The 21540-nt window shown below is 68.6% G+C and carries 17 protein-coding genes; 7 read left to right on the top strand and 10 right to left on the bottom strand.

Going from position 1 to position 21540, the window contains the following annotated elements; translation table 11 throughout:
- The first annotated feature begins 2 nt into the window (after positions 1-2).
- Together ACY34H_RS02635 and ACY34H_RS02630 are read left to right on the top strand one after the other, a co-directional pair.
- Positions 3-1388 (top strand): PQQ-dependent sugar dehydrogenase, encoded by a 1386-nt coding sequence (locus ACY34H_RS02635; RefSeq protein WP_464975925.1) that lies wholly within the window; start codon positions 3-5, stop codon positions 1386-1388.
- Between the two features lie 171 nt (positions 1389-1559).
- Positions 1560-2408, top strand: coding sequence for a ferritin-like domain-containing protein (locus ACY34H_RS02630; RefSeq protein ID WP_464975924.1), 849 nt, complete (start codon positions 1560-1562; stop codon positions 2406-2408).
- Between the two features lie 45 nt (positions 2409-2453).
- Here the strand turns inward: ACY34H_RS02630 and ACY34H_RS02625 are convergent, their stop codons facing one another.
- Positions 2454-5129: a bifunctional diguanylate cyclase/phosphodiesterase gene (locus ACY34H_RS02625; protein ID WP_464975923.1), complete on the bottom strand. Its 2676-nt coding sequence runs from the start codon at positions 5127-5129 to the stop codon at positions 2454-2456.
- A 246-nt stretch (positions 5130-5375) separates the two neighbouring features.
- Here ACY34H_RS02625 and ACY34H_RS02620 point away from each other — a divergent pair, with 246 nt between their 5' ends.
- The 4 genes from ACY34H_RS02620 to ACY34H_RS02605 all read left to right on the top strand — a co-directional run bounded on the left by ACY34H_RS02620 (position 5376) and on the right by ACY34H_RS02605 (position 10206).
- Entirely contained in the window at positions 5376-6674 is a 1299-nt protein-coding gene (locus tag ACY34H_RS02620; protein ID WP_464975922.1) for a sugar MFS transporter, read from the top strand.
- A 448-nt stretch (positions 6675-7122) separates the two neighbouring features.
- Positions 7123-7689: a hypothetical protein gene (locus ACY34H_RS02615; RefSeq protein WP_464975921.1), complete on the top strand. Its 567-nt coding sequence runs from the start codon at positions 7123-7125 to the stop codon at positions 7687-7689.
- Between the two features lie 10 nt (positions 7690-7699).
- Positions 7700-8821: a hypothetical protein gene (locus tag ACY34H_RS02610; RefSeq protein ID WP_464975920.1), complete on the top strand. Its 1122-nt coding sequence runs from the start codon at positions 7700-7702 to the stop codon at positions 8819-8821.
- Positions 8818-10206, top strand: a complete 1389-nt coding sequence (locus tag ACY34H_RS02605; protein ID WP_464975919.1) for a zinc metalloprotease — start codon at positions 8818-8820, stop codon at positions 10204-10206. Before ACY34H_RS02610 ends, ACY34H_RS02605 begins: the two co-directional genes overlap by 4 nt.
- Before the next feature lie 71 nt (positions 10207-10277).
- Here the strand turns inward: ACY34H_RS02605 and ACY34H_RS02600 are convergent, their stop codons facing one another.
- The 9 genes from ACY34H_RS02600 to ACY34H_RS02560 form a co-directional block, all read right to left on the bottom strand.
- Positions 10278-11399, bottom strand: a complete 1122-nt coding sequence (locus ACY34H_RS02600; RefSeq protein WP_464975918.1) for an acetyltransferase domain-containing protein — start codon at positions 11397-11399, stop codon at positions 10278-10280.
- Positions 11400-11410: 11 nt separating this feature from the next.
- Positions 11411-13507 (bottom strand): TonB-dependent siderophore receptor, encoded by a 2097-nt coding sequence (locus ACY34H_RS02595; protein WP_464975917.1) that lies wholly within the window; start codon positions 13505-13507, stop codon positions 11411-11413.
- A 102-nt stretch (positions 13508-13609) separates the two neighbouring features.
- Positions 13610-14233, bottom strand: coding sequence for a response regulator (locus ACY34H_RS02590; RefSeq protein ID WP_464975916.1), 624 nt, complete (start codon positions 14231-14233; stop codon positions 13610-13612).
- A gap of 1 nt (position 14234) precedes the next feature.
- Entirely contained in the window at positions 14235-14969 is a 735-nt protein-coding gene (locus tag ACY34H_RS02585; protein ID WP_464975915.1) for a sensor histidine kinase, read from the bottom strand.
- Between the two features lie 104 nt (positions 14970-15073).
- Positions 15074-15460: a response regulator transcription factor gene (locus ACY34H_RS02580; protein ID WP_464975914.1), complete on the bottom strand. Its 387-nt coding sequence runs from the start codon at positions 15458-15460 to the stop codon at positions 15074-15076.
- Between the two features lie 78 nt (positions 15461-15538).
- Complete coding sequence (locus ACY34H_RS02575) at positions 15539-16144, bottom strand: response regulator transcription factor (RefSeq protein WP_464975913.1); 606 nt, start codon at positions 16142-16144, stop codon at positions 15539-15541.
- Positions 16141-17211, bottom strand: a complete 1071-nt coding sequence (locus ACY34H_RS02570; protein WP_464975912.1) for a sensor histidine kinase — start codon at positions 17209-17211, stop codon at positions 16141-16143. Before ACY34H_RS02570 ends, ACY34H_RS02575 begins: the two co-directional genes overlap by 4 nt.
- A gap of 143 nt (positions 17212-17354) precedes the next feature.
- Positions 17355-19985, bottom strand: a complete 2631-nt coding sequence (locus ACY34H_RS02565) for a PepSY domain-containing protein (RefSeq protein WP_464975911.1) — start codon at positions 19983-19985, stop codon at positions 17355-17357.
- 138 nt (positions 19986-20123) lie between these two features.
- A complete protein-coding gene (locus tag ACY34H_RS02560) occupies positions 20124-20579 on the bottom strand; it encodes a DUF3224 domain-containing protein (protein ID WP_464975910.1) in 456 nt (151 codons plus the stop codon).
- Positions 20580-20635: 56 nt separating this feature from the next.
- Between ACY34H_RS02560 and ACY34H_RS02555 the strand changes: the two genes are divergently transcribed.
- Entirely contained in the window at positions 20636-21472 is an 837-nt protein-coding gene (locus ACY34H_RS02555; RefSeq protein ID WP_464975909.1) for an AraC family transcriptional regulator, read from the top strand.
- The last annotated feature ends 68 nt before the right edge of the window (positions 21473-21540 follow it).

The following is a 21540-nucleotide window of genomic DNA, read 5'->3' as shown; positions in this document are numbered from 1 at the left end:
CCATGACCCGCAGACCGATACGCCCGTTGTCCGCAGCACGTGCCATAGCCGTTGCATCCTTTGCCATCGCTGCGCCGGCAGCGCTGGCGCAGAACACCCCGCTCGCCGATCCGATTCCCGGCACGCTGCCGGCCAGCGCGGTGAACGTCGCGCTGCGGCCGTTCCTGGCAAACCTGACGGCGCCCGTCGCCGGTGCGGTCGCGCCGGGCGAGCCGAATTTCCTGTATATCGTCGACCAGGTCGGCAAGGTTCACAGGGCACCGGTGCGCGGCCTGGCCGGCAAGGGCGTCTCGGCGCTGTTCATCGATGTGAGCAGCCGGCTGGTTCCTCTCAACAACCGGGACGAGCGGGGCCTGCTGGGCCTGGCCTTCCACCCCGATTACGCGAGCAATGGCCGCTTCTACCTGTTTACGTCCGAACCGGTACAGGGGCAGGCGGACTTCACCACGCTGCCGGCCGGCACCGCGCCGGTCAATCACAGCGTGGTGTCGGAGTGGCGCGTGGCCAACCCGGGCAGCGCCAACCCGACGGTCGATCCTGCCAGCGTGCGCGTCCTGATGCGCATCGACAAGCCGCAGGGCAACCATAACGGCGGCGCGCTGGCGTTCGGGCCGGACCGCATGCTGTACATCTCGCTCGGCGATGGCGGTGCCGGCGACGACCAGGGCACCGGCCACGCTCCGGAAGGCAATGCGCAAAGCCTGGCGCCCGGCAACGTGCTCGGCAAGATCCTGCGCATCGATCCACTGGGCAGCAATTCCGCCAACGGCGCCTACGGTATCCCGGCCGACAATCCGTTCGTAAACCGTGACGGCGCCGACGAGATCTTCGCGTATGGCCTGCGCAACCCGTTCCGCATGGCCTTCGACGCCGCCGGCACGCTGTGGGCCGGCGACGTGGGGCAGGGCGCGGTCGAGGAAGTGAATCACATCGTTTCCGGTGGTAACTACGGCTGGCGCATCAAGGAAGGCAGCTTCCTGTTCGATGCGAACGGCGCCAGCGGAGGATTCGTCTACCAGGCCAGTCCCGGCGCGCCGGCCGGGCTGATCGACCCGGTGGCGGAGTACGACCATGCCGACGGCGTGGACCAGCCGGTATTGCGGCGCGCCGTAATCGGCGGCTATGTCTACACCGGCACGTCGATCCCGCAACTGAGCGGCCAGTACGTGTTTGCCGATTACGTCGGCGACGATGCCACCGGCAAGCTGCTGACGCTGGGCGTGCGCAACCAGGTCGAGCGGCTGGTCGCGCCGCAGCGCGATCCGCTCGGTATCCCGGTACTCGGCATGGCGCAGGATGCGGCCGGCGAAATCTACGTGCTGGGCAATGCCGACGGCACCACTCGCGGCAATACCGGCGTGGTACTGCGGCTGAGCCGGCAGCGCTGACGGCCCGTTAGCGCGTGCCCGTGTCCGCCATGTCGGGCGCGGGCCCGCGCGGCAGCCCCCGGCGGTGCAGCAGACATGGCGCGCAGGTGGTTCTGCGGCGATGCGCGGCTGCCTCGTCCGGCCGCCTCTTTGCTACACTTCGGCCTTTTGCATTCGCACGAGGTCTTTCACATGGTGCCATCCCCTGAACTGCGCGCGTGGGCACGAAGCTGCCTGCTCGACACCGATCCGCTCACCAAGACAGCGGAAGTGGCGCGCATGGCGGCGGCCTGGGGCGCCGGTGCCTGTACGCTGGACCGCCACGCCGCCCTGGCCGATTCGCCGGCGATCCCGGGCCGGCCGGCGCGCCCCGAACTGGTGTCGCCGTCCAGCGTCGGCCGCCGCTCGATGGCGACGAAGGAGGGGAGGGCCATGCTGATCCATGCACTGGCCCACATCGAGTTCAATGCCGTCAACCTGGCGCTCGACGCGCTGTGGCGCTTCCCGGACATGCCGGCACAGTACTACGCGGACTGGCTGCGCGTGGCCGATGAAGAATCCACCCACTACCGTCTGCTGGCCGCGCACCTGGCCACGCTGGGCCATGCGTACGGCGACTTTCCCGGCCACGACAGCCTGTGGGAAATGGTGCACAAGACGCGCGGCGACGTCACGGCCCGGATGGCCCTCGTGCCGCGCACGCTGGAGGCGCGCGGCCTCGATGCCGTGCCGCCGATGCGCGCCAAGCTTGCCCAGGCGGGCGACCTGGCGGCGGCGGAGATCCTCGACATCATCCTGCGCGACGAAGTCGGGCACGTGGAAATCGGCAACCGCTGGTACCGCTGGCTGTGCCAGGGGCACGGGCTGGAGCCGTACTCGACGTATGACGAACTGGTGGAAAAGTACCGCGCCCCGGTACTGAAAGGGCCGTTCAACCTGGAGGCGCGGCGGCTGGCGGGATTCACGGAAGAAGAGCTGGCGCGCTTTGCCGCCATGTCTCCGGGCGGCCAGCCGGCAGCGCCCGGAACGGACCGTCGATAGCGGACGCCCTTTCCCGAGGGACGGCGCCGGCGTGCAGTGCTCGTCTCAAGCCGCCTGCCGCCGCCTGATCTCCCCCTGCACCGCCACCGCATCGAGCGGCGAGGCAATGTAATATCCCTGCAGCTCGTCGCACTGCAGCCGCGCCAGCGCATCGGCCTGTTCTGGCCGTTCGACGCCTTCGGCGACCACCTTCATGCCCAGTGCATGGGCCATCGTGATGATGGCGGTAAACAGGATCTCTCCCTGGCCGTCGTGGCCCAGGCGGTGCGTGAATGATTTGTCGACCTTCAGCAGGTCGAAATCGAGCTGCTGCAGCATCGACAGCGACGAGTAGCCGGTACCGAAATCGTCGACCAGCAGGCGGATCCCGAGCGCGTGCATCGCCTGCAGGCGTTCCGAGGTGCGTTCCGGGTCGCGGATCATCGTCGATTCGGTCAGTTCGATTTCCACCCGATTGGCTGGAATGCCGTGCCGTTCCAGCGATTGCAGGAACAGTGCGTGCATGTCGCGCTCGTTGAACTGGCGGCTCGATACATTGATCGATACCGGCACCGGGGCACAGCCGTCGCGCGTCCAGGCGGCGATCTGCGCGCACACGCTGTCCACCACCAGTTCACCCAGGGGCACGATCATGCCGGTCTCCTCGGCCAGCGGGATGAACTCGTCGGGGTACAGCAGCCCCGCGGTGGGGTGATTCCAGCGCACCAGCGCTTCCAGGCTGGCCACCCGCTGCGTCGCGGCGTCCACGCGCACCTGGTAATGCATGACGAACTGCCTGTCGACGATGGCCGCCTGGAGTTCGCGTTCGCGCTGCTTGCGTTGCCGCATGGCGCCGTAGAAGGCGGGATCGAAGAACTGGTAGCCGTTCTTGCCGCGCGTTTTGACCTCGTACATGGCGATGTCGGCGTGGCGCAGCAGCGTGTCGACATCGTGCGCATCGCCGGGGCACATGCTGATGCCGATCGACGCGCCCACGCACGCGGTGCCGGCACCGATCGCGATGCCGGCGTGGAATGCCTGCAGCACCCGCGCCGCCACCTGCGCCGCCTCGCCGGTGCCGTTCAGGTGTTCCAGGATCACGATGAATTCATCGCCGCCCAGCCGTGCCACGTGGTCGCCCGGGCGCACCGCCACCTTCAGGCGACGGGCGACGATCTGCAGCAGTTCGTCGCCCGCTGCGTGGCCGAAGGTATCGTTGACGGCCTTGAAACCGTCCAGGTCGATGAACAGCACCGCCAGCAGCCTGCCTCCGGCCCTGGCGCGCGCCACCGCTTCCGGCAGGCATTTGCCGACCCAGGCGCGGTTCGGCAGGCCGGTCAGCGTATCCTCGAAGTTCTTGCGTTCCAGGTTCGAGACGTGAGCCCGTTCCATCGTCACGTCGCGCAGGGTTACGGCCAGCACGTCGCCCGAGCGCCGCACCTTCACGCGCACGCACGAAGGCTTGCCGCCGAACTGCGACTCGATGTCGCCTTCGGCGCTGCCCTGCGCCATCGCCTGGCCCAGCAGCGCGAGCGCCGGCTCCACCGGCAAATCGCGCGGCAGCGTCGAAATCCGCCTGCCGATCAGTTCCTCGCGCGTGCTGCGCGACAGCGCCGCCCCCTGTTCGTTGCAGTCGACGGTTACGTAGTCGACGATCTGCCCGCCATCGCCGTAGACCGGCGCCGTGATGAAGAACCCCTCGGTACTGGCCTCGGTGGCATTACGGTAGGCATCCTGCGCCACCGTCAGCCGGTAGCGCTGCAGCGCCAGGCGGCCGGACAGCGCCATGCCCACCAGCACGAAGATCAGCAGCGCGACCGACGCGCCGACGGCCGTCTGGCGCGATGCCCGCTCGCGCTCGCGCAGCAGGGCCAGCGCATGCGGCTGGTCGGCCCCGGCCAGCACCATCAGGGGAAAGCCCTCGACCGCTTGCCAGCCCACGTAGCGGCCGACGCCGTCGCCGAATTCCGTGCCGCGGATGAAGGCACTGCCGCTGGCACTGGTCAGTGCCTGCTGCAGCGGTGGCGGCAGCAGCTGGATGCGCCGGAACGCTTCGCCCAGCTTGAAGGCGCGCACCGTGCCGTCGCTGCCCACCGCGGCCAGGAAACCGTGGCTGCCCAGGTGGGCATCGTCGTAGTCGGCGATCAGGTTGTCCGGGTCGATCGAGATCACGGCCACGCCGGCGAACTCGCCGTCGGCGTCGAGCAGCTTGCGGGAAAAACGCACCGTGTAGCCCGTCTGCGTGGCATCGGGCAGCGGCATGCCGATGAACAGGTCGTCCGCCGCGCGCAACTGCTGCGAGGCGAAAAACGACAACTCCGCCACGCCGGCCAGGTCGGCGGCGGACCACAAGCCGTTCGCATTGCTCATGCGCAGCCGCCCGTCGTGCCCGAACACGCTGAGGCGCAGCGGCGTGCCGGCCGGGTCCAGCATTTTGGCGAACTGGTCCAGTTTCATGTCGCCGTTCAGCGCCTGCCACTGCACCCGGATCATCATCAGCACCTGGTCGATCATGCCGAGGTTGGTGCGGCTCTGCGCGGCGCCGTCCTCGGCGATCTTTTGCGTCGCTGCCAGTACCTGCCGTTCGACGGCCGCCCGTTCGCGGCTGAAGTTGTTAAGCAGAAATAGCCACGAGGCGCCGGCGATCAGCAGCCCGGCCACCGGCCACAGGAGGATAAAGACCAGGTATGGGCGCAAGGCGGCCAGCGGGGGCGGGCGCAGGCTGGCGAACCTGAATCGCATGTCGAGTCCGGAAATAAGGCGCTGGCGGCACAGGCTAGCGTCATGACAGCAGGATACTCCTGTCGGCGCCGCTACACGGCCGCGCACCGGTCGCAGCGCAACAGTGGCGAGCTGCGTGCGTGTCCGCACAGATGCCGAAATGGCCGAGATATCGACAATTTATATAGCAGACATCAATTTTTGAATTGGTAATCAGGCAAGGGCCCCTATACGATGCGCCTTTTACCTTCCGACAAAGGAATTTACGTGGCCGGCCCAATCTCTTCCGCAGGCGCGACGCCCGATGGCCAGGCGTCATCGCCTGCCAGCTACAAGTCGGCGCTCTCGCTGCTCGCAAGCCTGTTCTTCATCTGGGGCTTCATTACCGTCATCAACAATACGCTGCTGCCCCACCTGCGCAGCGTGTTCGAACTCAGCTATACGCAGACGACGCTGATCGAATCCGTCTGGTTCATCGCCTATTTCGTCGCGTCGATCCCGTCGGCACGGCTGATCGAGCGGGTCGGCTACAAGAAAGCCATGGTGGTCGGCCTGTGCATCATGGCCGCCGGCGCGCTGGGCATGATCCCGGCGGCGCGGCTGCCGTCGTACGCGGTGACGCTGGTCGCGCTGTTCGTGATCGCCTGCGGCATCACGCTGCTGCAGGTGGCCGCCAACCCCTACGTTGCCGTGGTGGGGCCGCCGCAGACGGCATCGTCGCGCCTGAACCTGGTGCAGGCATTCAATTCGCTGGGCACCATGTTCGCGCCGCTGTTCGGCGGCTACCTGATCCTCGGCCGTTCCACCAGCGGCACCGCCGAGGCGGGCCAGGTGCTGACCCAGGCCGAGCGCCTGGCCGATGCGCAGGCCGTGCAGCTGCCGTACCTGATCGTGGCGGCCGTGCTGGTGCTGCTGGCCGTCATCATCGCGCGCTACCCGCTGCCGGCGATGACGTCGCGCCGCGTATCGAAGGAGGAGCGCGGTTCGCATTCGCTGTGGAAGCACCGCAACCTGGTGTTCGGTATCCCGGCCATCTTCATCTACCTGATCGCCGAGATCGGCGTTGCCAACCTGTTCATCAACTTCGTGTCGCAGCCCGACATCGGCAACCTGACGCACGAGCGCGCTTCACACTACCTGTTCCTGCTGTGGGGCGGGATGATGGTGGGCCGCTTCGTCGGCAGCGTGCTGATGCGCTCGATCTCGGCCGAGCGCGTGCTGGCCGGCGCCGCCATCGGCGCGTTCATCGTCATGCTGGTCGCCACCTTTGCTTCCGGCCCGACCGCGATGTGGGCACTGATCGCCGTGGGCCTGTTCCACTCGGTGATGTTCCCCACCATCTTCACGCTGGGCATCCGCGGCCTCGGTCCGTTGACGGAAGAGGGCGCCGGCCTGCTGATCATGGCGATTGCCGGCGGCGCGCTGGTCGTCGTGCAGGGCTGGCTGGCCGACATGTACGGCCTGCAGACCTCGTTCCTGCTGACCGTGGTGTGCGAGCTGTACATCCTGTTCTATGCGATTTGGGGGGCCAGGCCCACCAATGCGTTCCCGGAGATGCAGTCCTGATGTTGAAAAGCCCGCGGTTGCGGGCTTTTCGTTTTCAGTGCCCGACATTCCCTGCTGATGACTGAACAAAGGCATCCTGCTTCGGCAGATGGTTCCGCCTCATTGCAGCCATTCACGAGTCCCTCGTTACACGCCCCTTGCCACACGCATGGCGCCACCGATGGCGCTCCAGCCACGCGGGCGCTTGGTCGCATCGACGAAATCGATGTTGCGCCAGCCGACGTTACGAGACTGGCAAACCTGCCTTGGCACGCCGCGTCTCGTCCTACTTGGCAGATTCCCGTAGGCGCAGAGTGTGCTGTCGCGTTCCTTTACAACTTGCATGATGCATGCAGCGTGATGCAAGTTATAAGCGTCTGATAGGAATAGGATTTTTCTTAGTGGCATAAGACTTGCACCCCTGATCGACAACATCCACAACGACACGCATCAGTCCGAGGAGGGGGGCATGAGAACAAGCGCAGGCAGCAGGGCGGCAATCCGGGCAGTGATCGGGGCCGTATCGGGAGCGGCATTTGGTTTATTGGCAGGCTGTGCCGGAATCGATGCGCGGGCTCCCAAGGCAACAGACCTGGCTGACGACCTCGGCTTCCGCTATTACGAGACGTCGCCATTCCTGTTGATGTACACGGATGGCAAGGGCGGACTCATCAGTCAAGTGCTGTACCTGCCGGACGCAACGAAGCTGCGCACCGTGCGCCCCTACGCGTATGGCGCGAAGAACGACTCCACGCTGAAGTTCGAGAAGGGCCGGCTCGTGCAGGCCAAGGCGGTCGTCGACGAAGCAATCATCCCGGCCGCCGTCGTTTCCGCGCTCGAGAAGGTAGCCACCGCCAGTATCAAGGCGATGAACAGCAATCGGAATGGCATTCCTTCGCCTTATTTGTTCCGTATCGTCGGCGATAGCGAGGGGGGCTGGAACTTGAAGGGCGGACAGGCGCTGAAGCATGGGGACACCAAAAAGGCTATATCCCCCAAACCAGGTGTGCCCATCCAGATCAAGTTCGCCGAGTGAGGAGCACGCCATGCGATCCATTATCCTTCTCGTGGCGCTGTGCGCCTGCCTTGCCGGTTGCATCTCGACCGTCCGGGTAACCAGGGTCGACGGAACCAACCCCAACGCGGCCGGCATTCGCTACTTCCTGCCGCAGGTGTTCCTCGTGCTGACGCCGAAACCGGACGGCACGATGAGCGTCGAAACGCGCTACCTGCCCGATCCGGCGCACGAATACACGGTGACCACCACGAGCCTGCTCGGCAACTACACGATCGAGATCAACCGCTCCGAAGAAGGATTTCTGGAGACGGTGTCGTTCTCGTCGAATAATACCGAGCTGGCAAAGCAGCTGATCTCCAGCCACGCGACCGTGCGCGCCGCCGAAATCGAGGCAAGCTCCGCCAAGGCCAAGCTGGAAGCGGAGCAGGCGAAGGCTGCGAGCGACGCGCGGGCCGCCGCGACGGCTGCCGCCGCGCTGGTGCTCGCCGAGGCGCAGACCGCACTGCGCGTAGCCACGGCCAAGGTCGACCTGCTGCGGGCCGCGCAGGGCAGGCCCGGCGCACCGGCGGACCTGCCCAGCCAGTTGCTGGCAGCAGAGGCGGCACAAGCCGAAGCTGCGATGCGCATCGACATCGTGCGCGAGCGCCAGGTCGGCGTGGCCTTCAATCCGGCCTCGGCCAATGCGCCGGCACCGGGCAAGTATCTTAAGGCGCCGGAGCCCGTCTTCCTGCGTGTAAAGATGTTGAAGGACGATGTCGAGTTGATCCAGGCGTTCGAACAGACGAGCCGCGACACATGGGAAATCACGCCCGCGCAGACGGGGCCGTCGGAACTGGAAGTGCTGCCGGCGCAACTGGTGATCCGGCCCGCGGCGAAATCCGGTGCCTTGAGTGCCACTGTGCGCAGCAACATGCCCCTGCGCAGCACGCGCTTCGACAAGGCGATCGATCACGCGACGAAAAAGCAGTTGGCACTTCCCCTTTCGATGATCCCGGTCGTGAGTTTGCAGCCGGATAAGGTCTCCGTCCGGATCGAGCTGCCCAAGAATTTCAAGGCGGGCGATTACGTGTTCGATTTCAAATTCGACACCGGTACCAAGGAGAAGCCGGAGGTGGAATCCGTGACGCTGACGGTGCGGGTGGAAAAATGACGATCGCCCTGACGCTGATGATCGGGGCGTTGTCGAAACAGCCGTCCGCCGCGGCATTGAGGCAGCTGGTCGGTGCCAGGGCACGGCAATTGTTTCTGCACGCATCCGATGACGATATCCGGCTCTCCATCGAGGACCATGGCTCACTGGGCGGGGGCGGCGCCGTGACCAGCGATGCGTTGCACTCGCGTCTGGAAGACATGACCGGTTACCAGAGGAACCAGGACGAGGTCGCGAATATCGGCCTGCTGATCGCCGATTCCTACGCGCCCGCGCGAGAGGCGTTCGGTATCATGTTCGACGATGCCTTCTGGCCGGACGGCTCGAACGCCGGACAGCGCACGCCGCGGGAAGGGTGTGCCGTGTTCCTGGACGGGATCGCCGGAGCGCGCGCGCCATCCGACCGGCTCGAAGAGGGGCTGTTTACCGCGATCCACGAACTGGGCCACGTATTCAACCTGCAGCACAGCGACAGCCGCAGCTTTATGTATCGATCGGCGCTGGAGCCGCGTCCGGTCAAGGACGGCGCGTTCAACGCCAAGGAATGCAACTGGCTCTCCCGATGCAGCCGCGAATCCTCTATCCGGCCGGGTGGCTCCCCGTTCGGCGACCTCGGCGTCCTTCAGTCGGCGAAGCTGGAAGACATCACGAACACGCCTGACTGCGCCCTCACCATCAGCGCGAGCAAGGAAGCGTTCTGGCACTTCGAACCAGTGGAGCTGGACGTGGAACTGCGCGGTAGCGGCGGCAGGAAACTCGTCGTACCCGATGCGCTCGACACCGGCTACGACGTCTTCTCGCTGTGGATCGAGGAGCCTGATGGCACTCGCCGCAAGCGCCGGTCGCCGGTGCACTACTGCTCGCCCCGCGGCACCCTGACGCTGGATGCGCAGAACGCGTTCCGGCGCGACATCAGCATCTTCGGTGAATCGGGCGGCTACACGTTCCGCCGCGCGGGCCGGCACCGGATATGGGCAGTGTTCGAATACCGGCCCGGCATTGGGGTGCGGTCGAACGTGATCGAGGTGGAAGTGCTGGCGGAGGATGAACGATCGGCGTTCTGGCGCGATGGCGCGGCTGTGCTGGCAAGCGTCCATGGCGCCCAGTCCCTGTATTACCGACGCATGACGAAGCAGCGCCGCGCGGCACTGCAAAGGCTGACCGAGTTCGCGGAAGCGCACAGGAGAGACGCCACGAGCGCAATGACGCGCTACGCGGTCGGCCGGGCGTTGGGGCGGGCCGCCCTCGACCGCAAGGGAGTGGCCGCCGCTACGCTAGCGCGCGAGGCACGGCACCAGCTCCGGCTTGCGGCGCGACGCACCACGTTAGGCGAGCACCGCCGGGAACTTGCCGAACGGATGCTGGAAAACCTGAGCGGGACGTAGCGTTCCGGGACCATGGGAGACTGTATGCTCGCAGTACCATGCAGAATCTTCCCTGGCCTTTCCCGGCTGCCTCAGAAATACTTCACCCACGCCTTCCCGCTGCTGCGCTTGTACCGGCCGAACCAGCGGGTCGGCCAGTACAGCGCGAACGCCAGCAGCGCGCTGGCCAGCCATACCTGCCACACGTGATCGAAGTCCGCGCGCGGCACGTCCAGCGCGAAGGCGGCGATGCGCTGCAGGGCCAGCAGCGCATACAGGTGCAGCAGGTAATAGAACATCGGCGCGCCACCGAAGACTGCGGCCACGCCCGTCCAGCGCATCGGCCGCTCGACCAGGGCCAGGACGATGACGCCCACGCCGAGCGTCAGCAGGATGAAATCCAGCGACGGCGGGTACTTGGTGAAGTTCAGGAACGACATCGCGTTCAGGAGCGGATCGGCATGCAGCGTCCATGGCACCGGCTCGCCGTAGCCGTTCGCACCGCGCAGCACGGCCAGCAATGCCAGGCTGGCGGCACCGATGCAGAGCAGCCGGCGGCGGCGCAGCGCCGGCGACGTGGCACGCGCGTACAGCGGGCCGGCGGCATAGCCGAGCAGGATCACGCCGATCCACGCCAGCAACGGGTAGCTGATCTTGATGCGCAGCGGGCCGTCGACCAGGAAGCCGCGCTGTTCGAGGACCGTCCATGCGGCGGCGGCGAAAGTGCCCGGTTCGGGCGAGAACTGCAACGCGCCGTGGCCCGCCACGATCGCGGCGCCCAGCAATCCCAGTACGGCCAGCGGCAGCTTGTGCAGCAGCGCCAGGGCCAGCATCGCCAGCCCGATGGCCCAGATCACCTGCAGGTACAGCGTCGACGGCGTCAGGTCGCCGGTCCAGGCGAAATTGACGACGGTCAGTTCCAGCCCGACCAGCAGCAGGCCCCGCTTGGCCAGGAAGCCCGTGGCATCGCGCGGCCCGGCGGGCGGATTGGCATACAGCCATGCCGCCAGGCCGGTGAGGAAGACGAACATCGGCGCGCAGAAATGCGCGGCGACGCGCGAAAAAAACAGCCAGGGGTCAGTCCCGGCGACGTCCATTGGATCGCCCACCTGGTGCTGCAGGAAGAACGTTTCCCGGACGTGGTCGACGGTCATCAGCAGCATCACGATGCCGCGCGCGATGTCGATCGAGGCGATGCGATTGGAATGTTTCATGGCGGCCGCGCTCAGAACACGCAGGTGGCGGTCAGCGACGCGGTGCGCGTGCTCCCCGGCGCCACCCACAGCCGGCTGTACGAACTGGCGTAATAGCGGCGGTCGAACAGGTTGTCGACGTTGACCGCCAGCCGGAGCTGTTTCGACGGCAGCCAGGCCGCCAGCAGCCGCGCGGTGGTGTAGCCGGGCAGCGTGAAGCCGGACGATGCGTCCACGTCGCCGCGGCGCTCGCCGACGTAGGCGATGCCGCCGCCGATGCTGGCGACGGCGTTGCCGGCCATCAGCAGCACGTTGCCGCTGTGCCGCGGCACGTTCGGCAGGCGGCTGCCGGTGGCGATCGCGCTGTCGCCGCGTGTCACCTGCGCGTCGGTGTACGCGTAGGCGGCCGACAGCCGGACGCCGCGGGCCAGCTCGCCCGACAGATCGAGTTCGACGCCCTTGCTCGCCACCTCGCCGGCGGCGATGGCGAAGTCGGTGTTGACGGGATTCGTGGTCAGCACGTTTTCCTTGTCGATCCGGTACAGCGCCAGCGTGCCGGCCAGGCCGCCGCGGGTTTCGATCTTGGCACCCAGCTCGTACGAGACGCTCCGTTCGGCGGGGAACGCCGTGTTCTCGATGCTGATGCCGCTGTTGGGGCGGAAGCCGCGCGCCGCGCTGGCGTACAGCGACAGCGCTCCGGTGGGCTGCCAGACGATGCCGGCGCGCGGGCTGGTGGCCGACAGCGCCTGCGCGTTGACCGCCGCGGTGCGCCGGTTGATCAAGGTCTGCCGGTAGCGGTCGTGCCGCACGCCGACCAGCATCTTCCACTGTTCGCCCAGCGTTACCTGGTCCTGCGCGTACACGGCATGGGCGCGCTGGTGTTCCAGCGTATCGACCGACAGGGCCAGCGGCGCGGCCTCGCCGCCATATACCGGTGCGTACAGGTCGATCGCATACGGATTCGCGTTCGACGGATTGCGCCGCCACTGCACCCGCGTGTCGTCGAAGCGGTAGGCATCGGCGCCGAACAGCAGTGCGTGCTTCAAGCCGAACGCGCCGGCGTTGCCCAGCAGTTCGGCGCGCGCCGACCGGTCGGTGGCCGACCAGTCGCGGAAGCGCCGCTGGCGCCGCAGCGTGCGTCCGTCCGGCAGCACATCGTTCGCCTCGGTCGAGAAGCCAGCCAGGGAGCTGTCCCGGTACGCGGCGCCGCCCTGCAGCGACCAGCCGTTGCCCAGGCCATGCTGGACGAACAGCTGGTGGCCCAGCGATTTCACGGTGATCGGGCCATCCGCCGGCTCGCCGAGGAAGCGTTCCACGGGAACTTCCGGGCGGCCGTCCGGCACGGGGATGCCGCGGTCGAACGGTGAGCGCTGCCGCGACGCCTCCAGTTCATAGGACACCGTGGTGTCCGGTCCGGCAAGCCACAGCAGCGATGGCGCCAGGTAGTCGCGCTCGGTGTGCAGGCCGCGGAAGTTGTCGCCGCCCTGGTGCGCTCCGTTGAGCCGGTAGGCCAGCGTCTGCGACAGCGGCCCGGTGAGGTCGGCGGCCACGCGCCTTGTCGCATGGCTGGCGATGCCCGCTTCCAGCGCGTAGCGCGGCGCAAAGCGCGGCTTCTTCGTCAGGATATTGACGGTGCCGCCCGGCTCGCCGCGGCCATACAGCGCCGATGCCGGCCCTTTCAGGATTTCGACGGCCTGGGTGCCGGCGATGTCGCGCAGGCCGTTGTAGCCGCGGCTGGCGGCAAAGCCGTTGACCATGTAGTCGGAGCCGAAATTCGGGTCGCCGGTAAAGCCGCGCATCGCATAGCTGTCCCACAAACCACCCAGGTCGCTCTGGCGGGCGATGCCGCTGGCCAGGTCCAGCGCGCCAGCCAGCGACGTCACGCCGGCATCCCGCAGCAGCTCGCCGGTCAGCGTGCGTACGCTTTGCGGCAAGTCCTTCGACAGCGCATCGGTCTTGGTGGCGCCGGCCACGGCCAGCGTGCGGTAGCCGCCGCGCTGGCCGTCGATGACGACGGTGCCGGCATCGGCCGCCAGCGCAGCAGGCCAGGGCAGCGCGAATGCGCCCAGTGCGGCCAGGGCGAATGCATATCGGGTGCACAGGGCACACTGGGCGCAGCTGCCGCGCACTGCGCGGCGGTATCGGAGACTTGGGCCGGCGGTCATTTAAATGAGAACGGATTATCAGAAGCGACGGATTGTACCCGATGCCTCCGCGCCGCGCCAACCGCGTCAGTGCACGATATCGACGAGGCCGCGCCGTACGGCTTCGCGCAGCACTTCGGTGCGGCACGAGGCGCCGAGCTTGGCCATGATGTTCTTCACGTGGTACTTGACGGTGCCCGGCGCGATGCCGGCGGCGCGTGCGATCAGCTTGTTCGACAGGCCCTGGGACAGGAAGCGCAGCACGTCCAGCTCGCGGCCGGTCAGCGCATCGTTGTCGAGGCGGGAGGCGAGGCGCGTGGCGACGTCCGGCGGCACATAGCGCCGGCCGGCCAGCACCGCCTGCAGGCATTCGGCCAGCTGGGCTTCCGGCGCATCCTTCAGCAGGTAGGCGCGGGCGCCGGCGTGCAGGGCGCGATAGACGTGTTCTTCGCCGTCCGAACCGGATACCATCACCACCCGCGCTTCCGGATGGAACTCGCGGATCGCATGCAGCGCTTCCAGGCCGCCGACGCGCGGCATCATCAGGTCCATCAGCACCACGTCGGGGCGCAGGCGGCGGTACAGCTCGATGGCTTCGGCGCCGTCGGCCGCCTCGGCGGTCACGGCGTAGCCGGGCTGGCGTGAAACCACGCCGGCCATGCCGAGGCGTACCAGGGGGTGATCGTCGACCAGCATTACGGATATGGACATGTCATTCTCCTGCATCGAGTGGAAGGGAAAGGTGGACGGTGGTGCCGCGCCCGGCGACGCTGTCGAGCGTCAGCGCGGCGCCGGCCAGCGCCGCGCGTTCGTGCATGCCGCCGATGCCGAAGCCGGCACGGGGCACGTGGATGTCGAAGCCGGTGCCGTCGTCGCGCACCTGCACCTGGACGCGGCCGGTGCGGATCCGCAGGTGGCAGGTTACGGTGCGCGCCCGTGCATGCTTGGCGGCATTGCCGACCGCTTCGCGGACGATCATCGCCACCTGCTCGCAGGCGGTGGGCGGCAGCATCGCATCGTCGTCGAGATGCAGGCGCAGCCTGGTGCCGGCGGCCAGCGGCTGCGCCGCCAGCGCCGTGCGGATCGCCGCGGCCAGGCTGGCCGAACGCTGCCGCTGCGGCGCCGCGGCGCGCAGCCGCCGCACGAAATCGCGCGCGCTGGCCAGGCCCTGTTCGGCAGCCTGCATGGCGGTGGCGAGGCAGGCCGCCACCTGGGCCGGATCGCCGCTGCCGCTGGCGGCGCGCAGCTGCAGCAGCACGGCGGTGAGGTCCTGCAGCACGATGTCGTGCACGTCGCGGGCACAGCGCAGGCGCTCGTCCGCCCGCAGCGCTTCGTGCCGGTCATGCAGCGCCTCGTTCCGGTCAAGCCGTGCTTCACGGCTGGCGGCAGGCGTTTCGTGGATATCGTGCAGCGGCGCCGCGGCGCGGGGAATCGTCAGCTGTCTCATGGCTACTCGTTGGCTGGGAGTTGGTCGGCGATGCCGGCAGCATCATTCGTCTGTGCCGCCGTGCATCGTGAACACAGCATAAGGCGCCTCGGCGGCGCCGGGAATCATACGTGCGTATGACCGGTATCCTCCGCCAGCGCGCGCTCGATGCAGCCGATCAGCGCATCGGCGCGGAACGGCTTGCCCAGCACGCATGCTGCACCGGCACGCGCCGCGCGGCCCTGCACCGCATCCTGCAGGAAGGCGGTGATGACGATGAACGGCACCTGGTCGGCGCGGGCACGCAGCAGCTCGAGCAGTTCGATGCCGCTGATGCCCGGCATCTGCACGTCGGAAATCACCAGGCCGGGAGCGCAGCCGGCGGCGAGAAACTCTTCGGCCGAAGCGAACAGCCGGGCGCGCAGGCCCAGCGAGCGCACCAGGCTGCTGACGGCGATGCGTACCGAGGCATCGTCGTCGACGATGCAGACTTCCTGATCTGAAAGGGACACTGCGGCTCCTGGTATGGCAATCGGCAGGAGCTTACCGGCTGGCGCGCGGCGCGGGAATCATACGTGGGTATAGGCGTGTCAGCGGTCCTGCAGCGCTTCGGCCATCCGCACCAGGTCGGCGAAGGTTTTCGCCTGCATCTTGCGCATTGCCTGGCCGCGGTGGATCTTGACGGTGATTTCGCTGGTGCCCACTTCGGCGGCGATCTGCTTGTTCATCAGGCCGCGGGCGGCCAGCGCCATGATCTCGCGTTCGCGCGGGGTCAGTGTCTGGTAGCGCTGGCGCAGTCGGGCATGCTCGGCCTGCCCGGCGCGGTCGGCGGCGTCGCGGGCCAGGGCCTGGCCGACGGCGTCGAGCAGTTCCTCGACGCGCACCGGCTTGGCAAGGAAGTCGACGGCGCCGGCCTTCATGGCCCGTACCGACATCGGGATGTCGCCGAAGCCGGTCATGAACACGACCGGCAGCGCGCAACCCTGCGCCTTCAGCTCGGCATGCAGGTCCATGCCGCTGTGGCCGCCCAGCCGCACGTCCAGCAGCAGGCAGCTGTTGCGCTCGTCGCGGCAATGGTCGGCGAATTCGGCCACGGTGCCGAACGTGGCCACGTCCATGTCCGCCGAACGCAGCAGGCTTGACAGGGCTTCACGCAGCGCCGCGTCGTCGTCGACGATATAGACCAGCGGCTTCATGCGGCAACTTTCCGGCAGGCCGGCAGCGTGATTTCCAGCGTTGCGCCGGGGCCGCCCGGCACGGCCGCGATGCGCCCGCCATGTGCCTCGACGATCGAGCGGCAGATCGGCAAGCCCATGCCCATGCCGTCGGGCTTGGTGCTGTAGAACGGCTCGAACAGGCGGCCGCAGCCGTCTTCCGGAATGCCCGGGCCCTCGTCGGCGACGGCGATGCGCACGGCGTCGCCGTCCGGACGATCCAGCGGCGCCACGTAAAGCCGCAGCGTGCCGCCGTGCGGTTCCATCGCCTGCATGCCGTTCATCAGCAGGTTGATCAGCACCTGCTGCAGCTGCACGCGGTCGCCGGCAACCGGCGGCACGTCGTCCGCCACATCGACGGCAAGCCGGGCGCCATGGCTGGCCAGCTCGCGCTGCAGCAGCGCGACGCAATCGTGCACGATGCCGGCCAGCTCGACCGGTGCGAAGGTCGCCTCGCTTTTCTGCGCCAGCGCGCGGATACGGCGGATCACTTCGCTGGCGCGGCAGGTGTCGTCCAGCATGCGCCGCAGCGCGTATTCGACTTCCTGCGGATCGGGCTGCTGGCGGCGCAGCCAGCGCAGCGCCGCCTCGCCGTTGGCCGAGATGGCGGCCAGCGGCTGGTTGACTTCATGGGCGATCGATGCCGCCAGCTCGCCCAGCGTCGTCACCCGCGTCGCGTGCGCCAGCTGCATGCGCGACAACCGCAGCGATTCCTCGCGTTGCAGCAGCCGCGCGGTGGCCTGCGCGCCCGCATGGGCAAGGTAGCCGCTGATGCCGATCGCCGCCAGGCTGACGGCGCAGCGGGCCAGCGACGAATTGACGACCCCGAACCAGCCGGTGATCAGGTGCGCGGCCAGTGTCAGCATCAGGCAGGCCGCCGTGACCGCCAGCACGCGGCGCGGCCACACGTGCACGGTTGCCAGCACGACGACGACGTACATCACGGCGATCGCGCTGTCCATCGAGGTCAATGCATCGAGCGCGAAGATCGCGGCCGCCAGCAGCACGATGGCTGCCTTCAGCAGGGCGGAGCGCAGGGGACCGGGCATGGAAAGTCATCACTGGTTGTTAGTTGCCGGCAGTATATGACGAGTGGTCGGAAGGCTGGCAGCTCCCGCAGGTGGTCTCTCGCCAAAGAGAGAGGCCGGCATCGCGGGATCGGGGTAGGCGAGTGCGGGTCTGCCTCGCGGGCCTAGTATACGTCGCGGCGGATGCGCCCTTCGGCGGCCAGCAGTTCCACCGTGTCGCGGCCCAGCAGGTCGGCCAGCGCGGCATCGACGCCGGCGGCCATGCCCTGCAGGCTGCCGCAGACAAGGACCACGGCGCCGTCGGCGATCCATGCGCGCAGCAAGGACGCGCGGGCGCGCAGGCGGTCCTGCACATAGCCTTCGCCGTCGCGCGAGAAGACCAGGTCGAGTTCGGGCAGGTAGCCGGCGGCGGCCCAGCCACCCAGTTCGCCAGCGCAGATGGCGTCGAATGCGCGCTGGCGTTCGCCGAACAGCAGCCAGTTGCGCTGCCGGCCGGCGGCCACGCGGGCGCGCAGGTGGCCGCGCAGGCCGGCCAGGCCGGAGCCGTTGCCGATGAAGATGCACGGTACGTCGGCATCGACCGGCGCGAAACCGGGGTTGGCCAGCAGCCGCGCACTCACCGCGGTGCCGGGTGCCGCGTGCGCCGTCAGCCAGCCGGACGCCAGGCCCAGTCCCTGTTCATGGCGCACCTGGCGGACCAGCAGTTCCACCGCGCCATCGGCCGGCAGCGACGCGATCGAATAGCGGCGCGGCGCCAGCGGTTTCAGCACGGCGGCGCACGCTCCCGCGGAAGCAAAGCGGTGGCTCGCATCGGGCAATTCGCTGGCGGCCAGCAGGCCGGCCAGCGTCTGATCGCCAACGACGGCCCTGCCGTCGAGCCCGGCCTGTGCCAGCCAGGCCTGCACGACGGCATCGGCATGGCGGACAGCGACCTCGGCCAGCGCGCCGGGCAGCCAGCCGGGCGCCGCGGCGTCTCCCTGCGGGGTCAGGCGTACTTCATACAGCGGCGCGCCCAGGCTGCCGGGATTGAGCAGCGTACGCTGGGCCAGCGTCCAGGTGTGCCACGGTTCGGCGGCGCCGGCCGGCGCGGCAGCCAGCGGGGCGGCGCCCAGGCAGGCCAGCGCGGACGACCAGCGTGCCACGGCCGCCTCGTCGCCGTTATCCACCTCGACCGGCGCGAACAGGCGTGTGCCGCCCAGTTCGGCCAGGCGCTCGTCGAGCGCGCGGCCGAAGCCGCAGAACCGCGCGTAGCTGCTGTCGCCCAGTGCCAGCACGGCATATCGAAGACCGGGCAGGCCAGGCTGGCCGGCGTCGCGCCCGGCGAGCAGGCGGGCAAACCGGCGCGCGCCGTCCGGCGGTTCGCCTTCGCCGTAGCTGCTGGCCACGAACAGCGCTTCCCGGTAGCAGGCCAGGTCGCCGGGTGTCAGCGCGGCCACGGCGCGCACCTCGGCCGGCGTGCCGGAAGCGCGCAGCGCGGCGGCGGTGCGCAATGCGAGGCGCTCGGCCTGGCCGGTCTGGCTGGCATACGCGACCAGGACCGGGTGGCTGTCCATCGCACCGGGCGAACCGGCGCTGCCATCGATGTCCTGCAGGCGGGCACGTTCGGCGCGCGCCGCGCGCGCCAGGCGCCGGCGCTTCAGGTACAGCATCCAGCCGGTCACCGCGAAGCCGGGCAGGGCCAGGCTGGCCAGCATCATGGCGATCTGCCCGGGCAGGCCGAAGTAGGTGCCGATATGGAGCGGATAGAGCGTCGTCAGCGCGCGGGCGCCGGCCGTTTTGGCGGCATACGGTTCGTTCTTTGCCAGCGTGCCGTCGCGCCCGATCGTCATCGCGCTGCGCGCCCGCGGATGGGGCGCGTCGGCCGCCAGCCAGGCAACCTGGACCGGGTCGTTCGGCTTGTCGGTGAAGCGCAGGAACGCCATCTGCCAGCCCGGCGCATTGGCCGTGAACGTATTCCAGGCCGGCGCCAGGTCGACCGGTACCGGCTTGTCGCGTTGTTGGCCCGGCGCCTTGGCGACCGGCCTGGCGGGGGCCTCGCGCGGCGGGCGTTTCACGCCGGCCCAGCCGTCGACCGTGTCGCGCACCGTGTCGAACGCCCAGTAGGCGCCCGTCAGCGTGAAGACCACGTAGGCGACCAGCGCCCAGGTGCCGGCCACCGCGTGCAGCGCCCACAGGAACGAACGGCCTTTCAGGCGCGTGTCGATGGCCAGCCAGGTGCGCCAGTTGCGGGCGTTGCGCGGCCAGCGCAGGTACAGCCCGGACAGCGCCAGCCCCAGCAGGCAGAGCGCCAGCGTGCCGGTGACCGGCTTGCCCGCCTCGCGCCCCAGCAGCAGCCAGCGGTGCAGGAATTCGATCCATTCGAATGCCGCCTCGCCGGCCAGTTCCGGCTGGATCGTGCCCGCGTACGGGTGCACGTAGACCGACTCGCCGCGCGGCTGGCCGGGCAGCGCCGCCAGGCCGACGCGGGCGGCGCTGCCCGGTTCGGAATACACGATCACCGAGGTGACGCGGCGCTCCGGGTGGGCGGCGCGCACCGCCTGCGCCACCTGCTGCGGGGCCAGCACCGGTGCGTTCTGCACGGGAACGTGGCGCACGCCAGGGTTGGCAAGGTCGAGCATCTCGTCCTTGAACACCAGCAGCGCGCCGGACAGGCCGATCACGATCAGTACCGTGCCGGCCGTGATGCCGATGAACCAGTGGAGCTGGAACCACACCTGCTTCCAGGTCGGCAGGGCAAGACGGCGGGGCGGGATGGTGGCGGAGATGACGCCGGCGGGCAGGGAGTCGCGTTTCATGATGGGCGGTTGACACGCCGTACCGGCGGCGCGGGGCACGGCGGTAGCGGCGGAGGTTCGGGTGACTGGCATTATAGGCGACAACCGCCAGTAATGAGAATCATTCCTGTTTATGTACGCCGATGTTGCATCCGCCGCTCAGCGTGCCGGCAGGGTATAGCGCAAGGTGTAAAAGTGCTGCTTTCCTTCGATGCGGATCGTCGCGGTACCGGCGATGCCTGCCAGTTCGCCGGTGCCCGACCCCGGCGAGATCGCGATCGCCAGGTCCTGCCGGCCAGCGTGCATGGTGCCCGAATGCTGCATGGCGAAACTGCCGCGCCGGCCGTCGAGGCTGCCGGTGAAGCGCTCCAGGGCGACGTAGCCGGCGCTGCCGGCGCCCGGCGCGCCGGCCGTCAGCATCTCGCCCTCGGCGGCACCGGCCAGGGCGCCCTGGAATGTCTTCGTGAAGGTCATGCGCCCGCGCGTGTCGTCCGCGGCGGCGCTTGGCGCGGGGACGGGGGTGATCTTCACCTCGAACGTGCCGCTCGCTTCGATGGCCTGTCCCGCGGCGGCGGCCTGCCCGGCGGCCAGGGCAAGGGCGGCGATGGTTTGCATGGCATTCTCCTTCGATTGATAATGGCGCGACTATAACGGGCGGCGGCGGAGGCGGATTGGAAAAAAGCGACACGCAGGGAAACGTGGGCAGCGGCCTGCCGAAAGGTATCCTGGACCCGGGGGCGATGCCGCGCCGCTTCGGCTTGCGGCGCTTGCCGCCGCCGTCCGTGCTTGCGCCGTTCGTCGATTACCTGTGGATCGTCGAGTGGAACCTGGAGGGCGCGCCGGCCCAGGTGCAGCGCGTGCTGCCTTATCCGCATGCGCACCTGGTATTCGAATCGGGCGCGAGCGCGCTGCACGGCGTCGTGCGCGGCCCGTTCGACAAGTGCCTGTCGGGCCGCGGCCGGGCGCTGGGCGTGCGTTTTCGCGCCGGCGGCCTGCAGCCATGGTGGCAGGGGGCAGCCGCGTCGCTGACGGGCAGGATCGTGCCGCTGGAGCAGGTCTTCGGCATCGATACGGCCGCTGCCGAGCGGCAGGTGCTGGGTGCCGGCGACGACGCCGCAATGGTCGAGCAGGTACTGGCATTGCTGGCGCCGGCCGCCGCGGCGGCCCGCCCGGATCCCCGCGCGGCATTGGCGCAACGCGCCCTCGACGCCGCCGCCGCGCAGGACGGCCCCATTTCCGTCGCCATGCTGGCGGCGGCAGCCGGCCTGCCGGAGCGCGGCCTGCAGCGGCTGTTCCAGCAGTACGTGGGGGTGCCGCCGAAGTGGGTGGTGCAGCGCTACCGGCTGCAGGAGGCGGCCGCGCTGCTGGCGGCGCCAGTGTGTCCGGACCTCGCGACGCTGGCGCAGCGGCTGGGCTTCTTCGACCAGGCGCACCTGACGCGGGCCTTTTCGGCGCTGGCAGGCCGCGCGCCGCTGGAATACCGGAAGAGCCAGTTGGCAGCAGCCTGAAAGCCGGACGGCGGAAGGCCGCCCCGGAAGATGCCCGTTATAATCGGGCCTTTCCTTAGCCGGGCCCG

This window comes from Pseudoduganella sp. jia 9 (assembly GCF_055502615.1).
This window is presented reverse-complemented; position numbering and strand designations above follow the sequence as displayed.